The organism is uncultured Phenylobacterium sp., from assembly GCF_902826855.1.
In the GTDB taxonomy this organism is placed as follows: domain Bacteria; phylum Pseudomonadota; class Alphaproteobacteria; order Caulobacterales; family Caulobacteraceae; genus Phenylobacterium.
The window spans coordinates 1-15,084 of sequence record NZ_CADEGK010000033.1; the positions used below are offsets into that span (position 1 = coordinate 1).

General features: G+C 68.7%; 13 protein-coding genes, 1 tRNA gene and 1 riboswitch. Of the genes, 10 read left to right on the forward strand and 4 right to left on the reverse strand.

The annotated features are described in order from the left end of the window. Positions 1-275: 275 nt before the first annotated feature. Together clpX and QZV94_RS06930 are read left to right on the forward strand one after the other, a co-directional pair. Positions 276-1,538, forward strand: coding sequence for an ATP-dependent Clp protease ATP-binding subunit ClpX (gene clpX, locus QZV94_RS06925; protein WP_293677078.1), 1,263 nt, complete (start codon positions 276-278; stop codon positions 1,536-1,538). A 2-nt stretch (positions 1,539-1,540) separates the two neighbouring features. After that, the gene (locus QZV94_RS06930; RefSeq protein ID WP_293677079.1) at positions 1,541-2,005 is read left to right on the forward strand and encodes a hypothetical protein; all 465 of its coding nucleotides are present in this window, start codon (positions 1,541-1,543) and stop codon (positions 2,003-2,005) included. Positions 2,006-2,009: 4 nt separating this feature from the next. Here the strand turns inward: QZV94_RS06930 and QZV94_RS06935 are convergent, their stop codons facing one another. Then, the gene (locus QZV94_RS06935) at positions 2,010-2,762 is read right to left on the reverse strand and encodes a methyltransferase (protein WP_293677080.1); all 753 of its coding nucleotides are present in this window, start codon (positions 2,760-2,762) and stop codon (positions 2,010-2,012) included. Positions 2,763-3,117: 355 nt separating this feature from the next. Here QZV94_RS06935 and lon point away from each other — a divergent pair, with 355 nt between their 5' ends. From lon to QZV94_RS06975, 8 genes are all read left to right on the forward strand, one after another. Continuing rightward, complete coding sequence (lon, locus tag QZV94_RS06940; protein ID WP_293677081.1) at positions 3,118-5,514, forward strand: endopeptidase La; 2,397 nt, start codon at positions 3,118-3,120, stop codon at positions 5,512-5,514. Positions 5,515-5,699: 185 nt separating this feature from the next. Further along, positions 5,700-5,975: an HU family DNA-binding protein gene (locus QZV94_RS06945; RefSeq protein ID WP_293677082.1), complete on the forward strand. Its 276-nt coding sequence runs from the start codon at positions 5,700-5,702 to the stop codon at positions 5,973-5,975. 85 nt (positions 5,976-6,060) lie between these two features. Then, positions 6,061-6,163, forward strand: a riboswitch (yybP-ykoY riboswitch). A gap of 90 nt (positions 6,164-6,253) precedes the next feature. Beyond that, the gene (locus QZV94_RS06950; RefSeq protein WP_293677083.1) at positions 6,254-6,823 is read left to right on the forward strand and encodes a TMEM165/GDT1 family protein; all 570 of its coding nucleotides are present in this window, start codon (positions 6,254-6,256) and stop codon (positions 6,821-6,823) included. A gap of 14 nt (positions 6,824-6,837) precedes the next feature. Beyond that, a tRNA-Val gene (locus QZV94_RS06955) sits at positions 6,838-6,914 on the forward strand. 53 nt (positions 6,915-6,967) lie between these two features. After that, a complete protein-coding gene (locus QZV94_RS06960) occupies positions 6,968-8,404 on the forward strand; it encodes a peptide MFS transporter (protein WP_293677084.1) in 1,437 nt (478 codons plus the stop codon). 16 nt (positions 8,405-8,420) lie between these two features. Beyond that, entirely contained in the window at positions 8,421-9,311 is an 891-nt protein-coding gene (locus tag QZV94_RS06965) for an alpha/beta hydrolase (protein WP_293677085.1), read from the forward strand. A gap of 32 nt (positions 9,312-9,343) precedes the next feature. Continuing rightward, on the forward strand, positions 9,344-10,228 hold the full coding sequence (locus QZV94_RS06970; RefSeq protein WP_293677086.1) for an aldo/keto reductase: 885 nt from the start codon (positions 9,344-9,346) through the stop codon (positions 10,226-10,228). A 73-nt stretch (positions 10,229-10,301) separates the two neighbouring features. Continuing rightward, positions 10,302-12,227, forward strand: a complete 1,926-nt coding sequence (locus QZV94_RS06975; RefSeq protein WP_293677087.1) for an NAD(P)-binding domain-containing protein — start codon at positions 10,302-10,304, stop codon at positions 12,225-12,227. Between the two features lie 2 nt (positions 12,228-12,229). On the opposite strand, the gene QZV94_RS06980 is transcribed toward QZV94_RS06975, so the two are convergent. From QZV94_RS06980 to pdxA, 3 genes are read right to left on the reverse strand one after another with little or no spacing between them, the layout of a single operon-like run. Continuing rightward, on the reverse strand, positions 12,230-13,243 hold the full coding sequence (locus QZV94_RS06980) for a DUF2891 domain-containing protein (RefSeq protein WP_293677088.1): 1,014 nt from the start codon (positions 13,241-13,243) through the stop codon (positions 12,230-12,232). After that, the gene (gene rsmA / locus QZV94_RS06985; protein WP_293677089.1) at positions 13,243-14,067 is read right to left on the reverse strand and encodes a 16S rRNA (adenine(1518)-N(6)/adenine(1519)-N(6))-dimethyltransferase RsmA; all 825 of its coding nucleotides are present in this window, start codon (positions 14,065-14,067) and stop codon (positions 13,243-13,245) included. Before rsmA ends, QZV94_RS06980 begins: the two co-directional genes overlap by 1 nt. After that, entirely contained in the window at positions 14,064-15,071 is a 1,008-nt protein-coding gene (pdxA, locus tag QZV94_RS06990; RefSeq protein ID WP_293677090.1) for a 4-hydroxythreonine-4-phosphate dehydrogenase PdxA, read from the reverse strand. Before pdxA ends, rsmA begins: the two co-directional genes overlap by 4 nt. Between the last annotated feature and the right edge of the window lie 13 nt (positions 15,072-15,084).

Sequence of the window (15,084 nt, forward strand, 5' to 3'; positions counted from 1 at the left end):
TGCCAAGGCGTTCGGCATCATCGACGAGGTGGTGACCAGCCGCCCGCCGCGCCCAGAGGACGTGAAGGCGGCCTGAGGCCGCCTGGACGCGATTGAAGTCATCACCGGCGGCCCGATGGGCCGCGGCTAACCACGATCTATCTGCGATGTTCTCGCGACGTTCGCGCGACAGCTTATCCGTTGTCGCAGCGCGTTCGCGGGGTCTAGAGTGATCGTGATTCGATGATCGTTGCGCGACGGCGCGCGCCCTTTGCAGGAACACAGGCGGAACACCGATGAACAAGCCCGGCGGCGGAGACTCCAAGAACACGCTCTACTGCTCTTTCTGCGGCAAGAGCCAGCATGAGGTGCGCAAGCTGATCGCGGGTCCCACCGTGTTCATCTGCGACGAGTGCGTCGAGCTGTGCATGGACATCATCCGCGAGGAGCACAAGACCACGCTGGTGAAGTCGCGCGACGGCGTGCCGACGCCGCGCGACATCTGCAACGTCCTCGACGACTACGTCATCGGCCAGGACCAGGCGAAGCGCGTCCTCTCGGTCGCGGTGCACAACCACTACAAGCGCCTCGCTCATGGCGGGAAGAACAACGAGATCGAGATCGCGAAGTCGAACATCATGCTGGTCGGGCCGACCGGCTCGGGCAAGACGCTGCTCGCGCAGACGCTGGCGCGCATCATCGACGTGCCGTTCACGATGGCGGATGCGACGACGCTGACCGAAGCCGGTTACGTCGGCGAGGACGTCGAAAACATCATTCTGAAGCTGCTGCAGGCCGCCGACTACAACGTCGAGCGGGCGCAGCGCGGCATCGTCTACATCGACGAAGTCGACAAGATCAGCCGCAAGTCCGACAACCCGTCGATCACGCGCGACGTGTCGGGCGAGGGCGTGCAGCAGGCGCTGCTGAAGATCATGGAAGGCACCGTGGCCTCCGTGCCGCCCCAGGGCGGGCGCAAGCATCCGCAGCAGGAGTTCCTGCAGGTCGACACCACCAACATCCTGTTCATCTGCGGCGGGGCGTTCGCGGGTCTGGAGAAGATCATCTCCGCGCGCGGGCAGGGCACCAGCGTCGGCTTCGGCGCCAAGGTCTCCGATCCTGACGACCGCCGCACCGGGGAAGTGTTCCGCCAGGTGGAGCCGGACGACCTGCTCCGCTTCGGCCTGATTCCGGAATTCGTCGGCCGCCTGCCGGTGATCGCCACACTCGATGACCTGGACGAGAAGGCCCTGGTGAAGATCCTCACCGAGCCGAAGAACGCCTTCGTAAAGCAGTACCAGCGCCTGTTCGAGATGGAGAACGTCGGCCTGACGTTCACCGACGACGCCCTGAACGCAGTCGCCCGCAAGGCGATCCTGCGCAAGACCGGCGCGCGCGGTCTGCGTTCGATCCTCGAAGGCGTCCTGCTCGACACCATGTACGAGCTGCCCACCTACGACGGCGTCGAGGAAGTGGTGGTCAACGCCGAGGTCATCGAGGGGCGCGCCCAGCCGCTGATCATCTACGCCGAGCGCCGCGACAAGGGCGGCGCGGCCTGATCGTGCGCGCCGCCGCGGCTCTCCTTGCGGCGGTATTTCTGGCGTCAGCATTTGCCGGGCCTGCGGGGGCGCAGACGCTCGACGTCACGCCTGCCAAGGACTGCAACGCGCGCACGGCCAAGCCTGCCGAGCCCGGCGACGTCGCCGCCGACCCTGCGGCCTTCGCGGGCAAGTGCGTGAAGCTGGAGGGCTGGTGGCGCGACATCGGCTTCTACCCGACGCGCTCCGAGGCGGCCGTCCCGGACGCGCTCTCGATCCCGCTGCTCGATAACCGCCGCCTGGGTCTCTATCTGCCGAGGAAGCGCCTCGACGCGGCGCCTCAGGGGCCCAAGTTGGCGACTGTGGTCGGCACGGTGGGCGGAGCGTGCTCGAACCTGCCCGCCACCGTGACCGCGGCCGACACCGGCTACTGCCACTACAAGGCCGGCGGCTACCTGGCGGTGGCGACCATCGAGATCGCGAAGTAGCGGGCTACTTCGGCTTCCTGAACTTCAGGATGAACTGGTCCGTGTTCCCGCGGATCGACTTGTCGAAGACCTCCTTGGTCATCGGGTCCTTGGGGTTCGAGAGCAGCTTCGACTCGCCGACGAGCTTGAACCCGGCGGCCGTCACCTGGGCCTTCACCGCGGCGATGTCGATTCGGTGCAGGGTGTCGGTCTCCCTGGTTCCCGTCCCGGGCCGGCCGCGGTGATCCACGATGACGAAGAGGCCGCCCGGCTTCAGCGCGGCGAACACCTGCCTGTTGAGCAAGGCCAGGTCCGCCGGGCCCATGAACCTGTCGGGATAGTCGTGGTAGTTCTGCGAGGTGAACACCAGGTCCAGGGGCTCAGGGGCGCTGAAGGCCCGGGCCGGCTGCACCATGACCCGCACGTTGGTGAAGGGCGCCTTGGCCGCCATCTTGCGAAGGGTGGGCGAGTTCGGCTGGCTGACCTTGTCGTACTCCTGCGGCCACACGGCGTAGACCCTGCCCGAGGGGCCGACGGTGAGGCTGAACAGGCGGGTGAAATAGCCGCTGCCGGGGATCAGGTCATAGACCTTCTGGCCGGGTTTCACCTCAGCGAAAGCCAGCAATTCCGGTCCCTTGCGACGAAAATCGGCCCTGGCGTCGGTCCCCCGGGCTGGGCTGGCGGCGGCCGCGGCGATGGGCTGGGGCAGGGTGGCCGCCGCCGCTAGCGGTGCGGCGAGGAGGGCGGCGGCGAAAGCTGCGAGCGTCAGATGGCGCATCGGTCTCTCCGGCAGGTCGCGGTCGCGGTCGAGCTTAGTCCATGCGGGCGCCGCGGCGACACCCTTGAGACGAACGGATAGATTTCCTATCTGGGCAGTCGTGGCCGGACAGGGCCGTTGCGTGACCTTCCGCGTCTTCTCCGCTTGAGCCAACGTAGCTGGAGCTGATGAGACGCAGTGTCGCGTACAGGTCTTGTGTCGCTTGTAAGGCGATCGAAACCGTCCACATAAATCATGGAGACACCCGCCGTGGTGCGGCGGGACGGGTCGTCCGACTCAAGCGCATCGTTTGAGTGACCACGATTCGGGAAGGCTAGGCCTGGGACCAACAGGCCAGCCAGGAGTTTAGAGCATCATGTCCGAGATCAAGATTCTCCCCATCCTGCCCTTGCGGGATATCGTGGTCTTTCCGCATCAGCCGGTTCCCCTGTTCGTCGGCCGCGAGAAGTCCGTCCGCGCCCTCGAGGAAGCCATGCGCGCCGAGGGCAAGCAGATCCTGCTGGCCACGCAGAAGGACAAGGACGACGACGATCCGTCGCCGAACGCCATCTATGACGTCGGCGTGGTCGCCACCATCCTGCAGCTCCTGAAGCTGCCCGACGGCACCGTGAAGGTGCTGGTCGAGGGCAAGGCGCGCGCCGGCATCACCAAGTTCACCGCCTCCGGCGACTACTACGAAGCCGAGATCGCCATGGTGCAGGAGACTGGCACGGGTTCGCCCGAGGCCGAGGCCCTTTCGCGCGCGGTGGTTGAGCAGTTCGAAAACTATGTGAAGCTGAACAAGAAGGTCCCGCCGGAAGCGCTCGCGGCGATCCCGCAGATCGACAACCCATCGGAGCTTGCCGACCGCATCGCTGGCCACCTCTCGGTCAAGATCGCCGAGAAGCAGCAGCTGCTCGAAGTCTTCAACGTCGTGAAGCGCCTGGAGAAGGTCTACGCCCTGATGGAGGGCGAGATCTCGGTCATGCAGACCGAGAAGAAGATCCGCAACCGCGTGAAGCGGCAGATGGAGAAGACCCAGCGCGAGTACTACCTGAACGAACAGATGAAGGCGATCCAGCGCGAGCTGGGCGAACAGGACGACCACCGCGACGAGCTGATCGAGCTCGAGAAGCGGATCAAGAAGACCAAGCTCTCCAAGGAGGCCCGCACCAAGGCGGAAGCCGAGCTGAAGAAGCTGCGCAACATGAGCCCGATGTCGGCGGAATCGTCGGTCGTCCGGAACTACCTGGACTGGCTGCTGTCGATCCCGTGGGGCAAGGGCAAGATGAAGCCCATCGACCTGCAGGCCGCCGAGGACATCCTCGAGGCCGATCACTACGGGCTGGAGAAGGTCAAGGAGCGGATCCTGGAGTACCTGGCGGTGCAAAGCCGCGTGGGCGCCCTCAAGGGTCCGATCCTCTGCCTCGTGGGACCGCCCGGCGTCGGCAAGACCTCGCTGGGCAAGTCGATCGCCAAGGCGACGCAGCGCGAATTCGTGCGCGTCTCCCTGGGCGGCGTGCGCGACGAGGCCGAGATCCGCGGCCACCGGCGCACCTACATCGGCTCCATGCCCGGCAAGATCATCCAGTCGATGAAGAAGGCCAAGTCGACCAACGCCTTCTTCCTGTTGGACGAGATCGACAAGATGGGCTCCGACTGGCGCGGCGACCCGTCCTCGGCCCTGCTCGAGGTGCTGGATCCGGCGCAGAACTCGACGTTCGGCGATCACTACCTGGAGGTGGACTACGACCTCTCGCCGGTGATGTTCGTCACCACGGCCAACAGCCTGAACATGCCTCAGCCGCTGCTGGACCGGATGGAGATCATCCGGATCCCCGGCTACACCGAGGACGAGAAGGTCCAGATCGCCCTGCGGCACATCCTGCCGAAGGTCACCAAGGACCACGGCCTGACGCCGGAAGAGTTCGTGGTGCCGGAGGCCTCGATCCGCGGGCTGATCCGCTACTACACGCGGGAAGCCGGGGTTCGCAGCCTCGAGCGCGAACTGGGCAACCTGGCGCGCAAGGCGGTCCGCGACATCATGCGCGAGAAGCAGCTGACGATCACCATCGATGAGGCGCGGCTGGAGAAGTACGCGGGCGTCAAGAAGTACCGCTACGGCGAGACCGACAAGGAGGACGCGGTCGGCATCATCACCGGCCTCGCGTACACCGACTTCGGCGGCGACATCCTGACCATCGAGGCGGTCAAGATGCCGGGCAAGGGCCGCATGTCCATCACGGGCAACCTGAAGGACGTGATGAAGGAGTCCATCGCCGCGGCGAACAGCTACGTCCGCAGCCGGGCCACCAAGTTCGGCATCGAGCCGCCGTCCTTCGAACGCACCGACGTGCACATCCACGTGCCGGACGGCGCCACGCCCAAGGACGGTCCGTCCGCCGGCGCGGCGATGGCCACCGCCATCGTCTCGGTGCTGACCGGAATCCCGATCCGCGCCGACATCGCCATGACCGGCGAGGTCACCCTGCGTGGGCGGGTCACCGCCATCGGCGGCCTGAAGGAGAAGCTGCTCGCGGCCCTCCGCTCAGGGGTCAAGACGGTGCTGATCCCGGAGGAGAACGAGAAGGATCTGGCCGATATCCCGGACAACGTGAAGTCGGCGATCGAGATCATCACGGTCAACACCATGGACGACGTCCTGGCCCGGGCGCTCACCCGCGCGCCGGTGGCCATCGAATGGACAGAGCCCACTCCGGTCGCGGTGCCGCTGGTCGAGGACGACGGGTCCGACGCGATGCTCACCCACTAGCGATCAGCGCCGCGCGAGCGTGCGGCGCGATCAAAATCGGTAACAGACGGGCGGCGCGGGAGAAGTCCCGCGCCGCAGCCGTTTGACGGCCACGCTTTGTCATGCCTGAAATAAAGCAAGGCGTAGGCGGGCGCGGCCCAAGACCTGCCACGCCAAAACAAAATTGGGCCTGGGAGAAGACGCATATGACCAAGGCCGAACTGGTCTCGGAGATTGCTGACAAGGCGGGGCTCAACAAGGCCAAGGCCAAGGAGGCGCTGGACGCCTTCATCGCCTCGGTCTCTACGTCGCTGCGGGCCGGCAAGGAGGTCCGCCTGGTGGGCTTCGGAAGCTTCGTCCCGGTCAAGCGCGCCGCCGGCATGGCGCGCAACCCGCGCACCGGTGAGAAGGTGAAGCGGCCCGCCACCCAGACCTGTCGTTTTCGCGTAGGCGACGCGCTGAAGAGCACGCTGAACAGCTGACGGGAAGACGGAAGAGGAAGAAAAGGGCGGGGCCGGGGGGCCGCCGCCCTTTTCGTTTGCGGGCCGCCCCCGCGAGCGCTACGTAGCCGCCTTCTTCGGGGAGTAGCCGTCCGCGCGACAGCGGAGCCCGCGTCAACAGACTTGCCCCTCAGGGGCATGGCGCGTGCGGCGGACCGTAAGGTCCGGATTGGCGAGACCGGCGATGCGGCCTCCATAGCCCACGGGCGCGGCGGAGGCCTCGCGTCGTCGTCTCGCAGGCCGCGTCCCGAGTGAGTTCCATGGAAGCCCTGCTCATATCCGCCGGACTCGTCGCGATCGCTGAGATCGGCGACAAGACCCAGCTGCTGGCCATCGTGCTGGCCGCGCGATTTCGCCGGCCGGCGCCGATCCTCCTGGGCATCCTCGTCGCGACGCTGCTCAACCACACCTTGGCGGCCGGCCTCGGGGTCCTGATCGCGCGTTTTCTCAGTGGGCCGTGGTTCCAGACCGCTGTCGGCGCAGGTTTCATCGCCATGGCGCTGTGGGCGCTCATTCCGGACAAGGACGACGACAACGCCGGTTCGCGCACGGCTGGCGGCGTCTTCCTGACCACGCTGGTCACCTTCTTCCTGGTGGAGATCGGCGACAAGACGCAGATCGCCACGACACTGTTGGCCGCCCGCTTCGACAGCATCATCGTGGTCGCGGCGGGGACGACCCTCGGCATGATGATCGCCAACGCGCCGGCGGTGCTCCTGGGTGAGGCGGCGACCAAGGTGGTCCCGCTCCGCGTGGTGCGCATCGTGGCCGCGACGATCTTCGGCTTGATCGGCGCGTGGGTGCTTTTGGCGGCGTGGCGGCTGGTCTAGAAGCAGACGCGCGCGGGCGGCTAGCTCAGCTGGTTAGAGCACCTCGTTTACACCGAGGGGGTCGGGGGTTCGAATCCCTCGCCGCCCACCACCATCCCTTCGCCGGAGTCTGGGCCCTGGCCGCGGGCTATACGGAGCAATCGTATGAGCGACGCCGCAACCGCTGAGCGCAACGATCGCTGGTTCCTCGGCCACCCCAAGGGCCTCGCCTACATCGCCTTCACCGAGGCCTGGGAGCGGTTTTCCTACTATGGGATGATCGCGCTCCTGGTCCTCTACATGACCAAGCAGTTGCTGCTCCCGGGTCATGTGGAGAACATCGTCGGCTTCGAGGGTGTCCGCTGGCTGGCCGAGCACACCTATGGCGGCGGCAAGACAATGACCGTCGTGGCCCTGGCCTCGGCGATCTACGGCTTCTACTCGAGCACGGTCTATCTCACGCCGTTCTTCGGCGGCCTGCTGGCCGACTGGGTGCTGGGGCGCACGCGCACGGTGATCCTGGGCGCCGTTCTGATGGCGACGGGCCACTTCCTGATGGCGTTCGACGCCTCGTTCCTGGGCGCTCTGGTCTGCCTGATGCTGGGCTCCGGCTGCCTGAAGGGGAACCTCGCCACCCAGGTGAGCGGTCTCTACGGCCCCGAGGACAACCGTCGCGCCGACGCCTTCCAGATCTACTACCTGGGCATCAACGGCGGAGTGATCTTCGGGCCGACGGTGACGGCCTACCTGGGGCAGGGGATCGACTGGCACTACGGGTTCGGGGCGGCCGGGCTCGGCATGCTGGTGTCGCTGGTCATCTACCTCCGCGGCCGAAAGCACCTGCCGCCGGATCCGCCGCGTCGCCGCCGCGCCACCGCCCAGGAGAAGGCCGCGCGACCGCCGATGAGCTCGCGCGACGTCGCCGTGGTGGTGCTGCTCCTGCTGCTGCTGCCGGTGTTGGCGCTGTCGGTGGTTGGCAACAACCAGATCCAGAACGCCCTGCTGATCTGGGCGGACCGGGATCTGGCGCTGCCCGTGATCTTCGGCAAGCCAATCCCCGCGGGCACGCTGATCGCGGTGGATTCGATCGTCTCGGTGACCTTCATCGCGCTGATGGTGCTGTTCTGGCGCTGGTGGGCGACGAGGTTCAAGGAGCCGGACGAGATCGGCAAGATCGTCATCGGCTGTTTCTTCGGCGCAGCGGGCGTGGCGTGCCTGGCGGTGGGCTCCAGCATAGGAGCCGCGAGCGGCGAGAAGGTCGGGTTCGGCTGGCTGCTGGCGTTCCTGATCCTGAACGACATCGGCTTCGCCAACGTCCTGCCCGTCGGCTTGGCCTTCTACGCCCGCTCGGCGCCCGCCGCGTTCGCCGGCTCGATCGTCGGGCTCTACTACCTGCACCTCTGGGCCGGCAACACGCTGGTCGGATGGCTGGGCGGCCTGCTGGAAAAGATGCCGACCTCGCAGTTCTGGCTGATCCATGCCGCGCTCGTCGCCACGGCCGGCGTGGTGTTCCTCGTCGTCAGGGTGGTATTCGGCCAATTGCTGTTGCACCGGAGCGCCCCGACGGCGACGGCTGTGTCCCCTGGAGCCGACCCCGTCTGACGGCTAAGGAGTCGCCATGAGACGCTGGTTCGCCGCGATCATGGGCGCCCTGACCACCCAGACCGCCGCCTGCGCCCAGCCGGCGAGCGTCGGGGCCTACATGGCCCAGCCGCGGGTGAGGCCCGACGCGCGCCTCGCCTACGGGTCTGCGGAGGCTCAGGTGATCGAGCTGTTCCTCCCGAGGTCAAAGGGCCCGCATCCGGTCGTCGTGCTGATCCACGGCGGCTGCTATCTCGCGCAGAACCAGGGCTTGGCGCAGACCAGTGGCGTCGCCGCCGACCTGGCCCAGCGCGGCTACGCGGTCTGGAACGTGGAGTACCGCAAGTTGGGCGAGGCCGGGGCCGGCTACCCGGGGACCTTCCTGGACGTGGCCGCGGCGATCGACCGGATACGCGCCGAGGCGCCGAGATACGCGCTCGATCCGCGCCGCGTAATCGCCGTCGGCCATTCCGCCGGCGGGCACCTGGCGCTCTGGGCCGCGGCCCGCCACCGTCTGCCGAGGACGAGCCCGCTCTGGCGGGCCGATCCCCTGTCCATCCGCGCCGTGGTGAGTCTGGGCGGCATCGGCGACCTGGAAGGGCAGGGCGACGTCTTCGCCGGCGCTTGCGGGGCCGAGCCGATCGCGAGGATCACCGGCCTCGCGGACCGCAAGGATGCCTACGCCGACACCTCGCCGGCCAAGCTGCTGCCCAGCGGCGCGCGGGTGGTGATGGTCGCCGGAGAGTTGGACCACGTCATGCCGCCGTCCACCGGCCGGGACTATGTGGCGCGGGTCGCCAGGGCCGGGGATGTGGGCGAGGCGCTCGCGATCCCGGGCGCTGGCCACTTCGACCCGGTCATCCCCACGACGGGGGCCTGGAAGCAGGTCGCCGGGATCGTGGCGCGCGAAATGGCGCGGCTGCGCTAGTGCGCCGGCGCCGCCTCGGCCGGACCGGCCTCATGGTCTCGGAGCTGGGGTTCGGTTGCGCAAGCTGGTGGGGCAAGCCCGCCTTCGATGAGCGGACGGCGGTGGGCCTCGTCCACGAGGCGATCGAGCGTGGCGTCACCCTGTTCGACACCGGCGCCAGCTATTCGGCGGGCGAGGCGGAGCCGCGCCTGGGCCGGGCGCTGCGGGGCCATGACACCTCAGGGCTGGTGATCGCGACCAAGGCCGGCACGTTCCACGCCGGCCGCGGCCGCATCGGGCGCGACATGCGCCCCGCCGCCATCGTCGCCAGCGCCGAGCGGAGCCTGCGCCACCTGGGCGTCGAGGCGCTGGGCCTGCTGCAGCTCCACGGCCCGGCGATCGGCGAACTCGACGAAGCCATGTTCGAGGCCCTCGCCGGCCTCAAGGCCCGCGGCCTGGTCCGCGCGGTGGGTTTGAACAGCTTCGACCCCGAGGTTGTCGAGCACGCTATCGGCCTTCCGGGCATCGATGTGGTGATGGTCGACTACAACGTCCTGCGCCCGGAGCGCGAAGCGCTGATCGCCCGCGCCGCCGCCGCTGGAAAGGGCGTCCTCGCCGGTATGCCGCTGGCCATGGGCCACACCCGGCCGCTGCTCTCGCGCCTGCGGGGACCACAGGACCTCTGGTACGTCGCCCGCGCGCTCGCCAAGCACCGCGACGAACTCGCCCGCGGCCGCCGCTTCCGCTTCCTGCACCGGCTGCCTGGCATGACCGGCGCCCAGGCGGCGCTGGCCTATGTCCTGGCCAATCCGCACGTCCGCGCCGCGGGGTTCGGCGCAAACCGGCCGCAGCACCTGCGCGAGAACCTGGCGGCCGCCGACCTGGCCTTGCCGCCGGAGGTGATGACCGCCATCCACGCCGCCCAGGGCGCGACGTGACGTAAGGCTTCCGCTGATCCGCGCCCGGAGTCATGCTCGCCGGGTAATCAACGTTAACCCAGGCAGAATGAGCATGGCCGACGTCCCCGCGAACCTTGAGGCGCTTCTGAGGGAGTGCCACGTACCGGCCCTGTTGCCCGCACTGGTGCACATGACCGGCGATGCCGATTTCTGGCTGCGGCCCGAATGGCGCCCGGTCTACGAGCCGCTGACCAAGGGCGACACCGCCATCCCCGACGACGCGCAGGCGGAGATCTGCCGCCTGGCCGCGGTGGCGATCCGCGAACACCTGGCGGGCAAGCCGCTGGCCATGCCGAACCCGCCGATCGACGTCCTGCGCCGGCAGATGGACTTCGTCGCCGGCGAATCGATCCCCGAGCAGTACACCGACTTCCTGGTCGACGAACTGGCGCTGAAGGGCGAGAGCACCAAGGATCCGAAGGCGACCCATCACCTGCCGCGCGAGGGCGCGCGCAAGCTGAAGGTGCTGGTGGTCGGCGCCGGCATGTCCGGCATCCTGACCGGCATCCGCCTCGCCGAGGCCGGTGTCCCGTTTGAGATCGTCGACAAGAACCCCGACGTCGGAGGCACCTGGTTCGAGAACACCTACCCGGGCTGCAGGGTGGACAACTCCAACCACATGTACAGCTACTCCTTCGAGCCCAGCCATGATTGGCCCCAGCACTACTCGCCACAGCCGGTGCTGCTCAAATACTTCCGGGGCGTCGTGGACAAGTACGACCTTCGCCGGAAGATCCGCTTCGAGACCATGGTCGAGACCCTGGCCTGGGACGACGCCCGCTCGGTCTGGCGCGCCACGCTGAAGAGCCGGGACGGTCGGAGCGAGGTCGTCGAGGCCAACGCCGTCGTCACCGCCGTGGGCCAGCTCAACCGCCCGCGCTTCCCCGACATCGAGGGCCGCGAGACGTTCGCTGGTCCGTCATTCCACTCCGCCGAGTGGCGCCACGACGTGGACCTGAAGGGCAAGCGGGTGGCGGTGATCGGCACCGGCGCCTCGGCATACCAGTTCGTGCCGGAGATCGCGCCGGACGTGGCGCACCTCACGGTCTTTCAGCGCAATCCCCCCTGGGGCCTGCCGGTCGCCCATTACCACGAGGACGTGCCGCCGGGCATGAAGTGGACGCTCGAGCACGTGCCCTTCTACGACAAGTGGTACCGGTTCTGGCTGTTCTGGTCGACGACCGAGGGCTTCCTGCCGAACGTGAAGGCCGACCCCACGTGGAACGGCCCGCCCAGCACCATCGGGCCCGAGAACGCAGAGTTGCGCGAGACCGCGGTGGCGGCGCTGGAGGCCCAGCTCACCGACCGCCCCGACCTCGTCGACAAGGTGATCCCGAGCTATCCGATCGGCGGCAAGCGCGCCGTGCTCGACAACGGCGTCTGGCTGGCGGCGCTGAAACGGCCGAACGTCAGCCTGGTCACCGACAAGGTGGTGCGGATCACCCCCATGGGCGTCGTCACCGCCGATGGAACCGAGCATGCCGCCGACGTTCTGATCTACGGCACCGGCTTCCAGGCCTCGAACTTCCTGTCGTTCCTGAAGGTCAAGGGCCGCGGCGGCCGCGACCTGCACGAGAGCTGGGGCGGCGATGCGCGCGCCTACCTGGGCCTGACCCACCCCGGCTTCCCGAACCTGTTCACGATCTACGGCCCGAACACCAACATCGTCGTCAACGGCTCGATCATCTTCTTCTCGGAGTGCGCGGTCCGCTACATCGTGGGCGCGTTGAAGCTGCTGGCCGAGACCGGGGCGGTGGCCATGGAGCCGAAGCAGGCCGTCTACGACGACTTCAACCGCCGCGTCGACGAGGCCAACGCCGGCTGGGCCTGGGGCTCGCCCAACGTCTCCTCCTGGTACAAGAACCAGTTCGGCCGGGTCAGCCAGAACTGGCCGTACGGCCTGATCGACTACTGGCGCGCCACCCTGGCCCCCAACCCCGACGACTTCGCGCTGGAGCGGGCGAAGGAGACGGCCTGAGGCTACCCCGCCGTCAGCGCCAGCAGCGCGAACGAGGCTAGCCAGTGCTCGCCCATGTAGTCGCCGGCCACGTAGGGTAGGCTGGCGGCGAGGTGGCGCGCCGCGGCCTCGGTGGCCGTGGCGCGGACCGGATCGTCGGCCGGCAGGGCCGCGGCGATCTCGCGCCAGCACCAGGCGCGCGACAGGTTCAGGCCGTCCAGGTGAACGATCTTGCCGTCGGTGCGGTCGGTGACCACGGCCGGCGTGAACAGGCTGAGCGGCTTGCCCTCGTCCAGCCGCGGCAGGTAGTCGGCGAACCACGCGTGGAACGCGCTGGGCGGAAGCACCCGGCGCATGAGCACCGCTGTCGTCAGGGTGGGCGACAGGAAGTCTTCGCCGGAGGGCTCCCAGGCCTGGGCGTTGCGGTCGGCGAGGTGCCAGTCGCGGGCGCGGGCCTCGAACAGCGCCAGCAGGTCGCCGTCGCGGACGGCTTCGGCGTAGTCACTGGCCAGCGCCAGGGCGAATGCCGTCGAGGAGTGGACGCCGGTGCGGATCGGGTAGGGGGCCAGCGGCAGGAAGTCCCGGAACCGCTGGGAGAAGGCCTCGCCGAGGGGCTGATGCGTCGCCGCCCAGGGGGTCTCGTGAGCCATCAACTCGGCCTGCAGCTTCAAGAGCCAGGCCCAGCCGTAAGGGCGCTCGAACCCCCGCGCCGAGGGCCGGGCGAGATAGTCGACCTCGCCGCCCACCTTGCTGTGGGTGAAAGCCTGGTCGAACAGGAGGCGGATGGCGCCCGCCTCGGGGATGTCCGGCTGCAGGCGCAGCAGGCTGGCCAGCAACCAATAGCCGTGGACGCAGGAGTGCCAGTCGAAGCTGCCGAAATAGATCGGGTGCAGATCGCGTGGACCGCGGACGTCCTCTGGGCTCGCCAGCACATGGTCGAGCTTGTGCGGATACTCGCGTTCCACGTGGCCCAGCGCGATGCGGGCGAACTGCGAGGCGAGCTCCGGCGTCAGCCGGTCAGTGGACGGCGGGGGCATTAGCGCCGCGCGATCCAGGCGTCGGCAAGGGCCAGGAAGCCGGCGACCGGGACCACCTCTGCGCGATCGTGCGGGTCGAGGCCGGCGGCCTCCACCAGCGCCTCGCCGCCCAGGACCTTCAGGCTCGAACGCAGCATCTTGCGCCGCTGTCCGAACGCGGCCGCGGTGATCGTCTGCAGCGCTTCGAGGCGCTCGGGCGACGGGCGCTCGGGCAGGGGCTTCAGGCGCACCACGGCGGAGTCGACCTTCGGCGGCGGCGTGAACGCGCGGGCGGGCACGTCCATCACCCGCTCGGCCGAGCACGTCGCCTGCACGATCACGCCCAGCCGGCCGTAGGCGTCCTCGCCGGGCGCCTGCGTGATCCGGTCGGCCACCTCGCGTTGGAACATCAGCGTCAGTGAGGCGGGCGTCCACGGCCCCGTCAGCCACTTGATGAGCAGCGGCGTGCCGACATTGTAGGGCAGGTTCGAGATCAGATGCGCCGGCGCGCCCGCCGCCAGCGCGGTCTCATCGACCTTCAGGGCATCGGCGAAAATCACATTCAGATCGGGACTTGCCGCACAAAGCTCATCCAACAGCGGCCGGAACCGCTCGTCCTTTTCCACCGCCGTCACCCGCGCGCCGGTCTCCAGCAGCGCCCGGGTCAGACCGCCCGGCCCAGGCCCCACCTCGATGACGTGGTCGCCGGCGCCGACGCCCGCCAGCCGGGCGATCTTCCGCGTCACATTGAGGTCGAGCAGGAAGTGCTGACCGAACGCCTTCTTGGCCCAGAGGCCGTGCCGCTCCAGAGTCTCGCGCAGGCTGGGCAGGTCGGCGAGGCTCATGCGCCCCGGCGTTTGGCGATCTCGGCGGCCATGCGGATGGCGGCGATCAGGCTGTCGGGCCGCGCCAGCCCGCGGCCGGCGATGTCGAAGGCCGTGCCGTGGTCCGGCGACGTCCGCACGATCGGCAGGCCCAGCGTCACGTTCACCCCGCCCCAGAAGTCCAGCATCTTCACCGGGATCAGCGCCTGGTCGTGATAGAGGCAGACCGCTGCGTCATAGGTGGCGCGCATCTCGGCGGGGAACAGGGTGTCGGCGGGGTACGGGCCCTTGGCGTCGACGCCAAGGTCGACGAGGGCGCGCACCGCCGGCCCCACGATCTCGATCTCCTCACGCCCGATCGCGCCGCCCTCGCCGGCGTGCGGGTTCAGGCCGGAGACCGCGATCCGCGGCTTGGCCACGCCGAAGTCGCGGCGCAAAGCCTGGGCGGTCACCAGCCCGGCGTTGACCACGCCCGCAATGCTGAGCTTGCCGGACACGCTGGCCAGCGGATCGTGCACCGTGACCAGGGTGACCTTCAGGTCCGCCGCCGCCAGCATCATGATCGGCCCACGCGCGCCGTCGTAAGAGGCCGCCGCCGTCAGTTCGCCCAGAAACTCCGTGTGGCCGGGGAACTTGAACCCGGCGTCGTACAGCGGCCCCTTGGCGATCGGCGCGGTGACCACGCCGCTCACCGAGCCGGAGAGCGCCAGACCCACCGCCGTCTCGATCCACTGGACGATGCTGGGCGCCGCCGCGGAGGAGGGGCGCCCGGCCACGACCGGGGCGCGCAGGGGCAGGTCCAGGACCGGGAGCGCCTCGCCGAAGGCGGCATTGGTGTCGTAGGGCGAGCCGATTGCGCGCACCATCGCCGCCGTGGCCGTCGGCGCCGAGGCCAGCGCCTGGGCGTCTCCGACCACGAAGAAGGCCGGCCCCGTTTCGCGCAGCGCCCGCCAGGCCTTCACCACGATCTCGGGTCCGACGCCTGCCGGATCGCCGAGGGTCAGGGCGAGCGGACCCCTGGTCATCGCAACGGGGTGC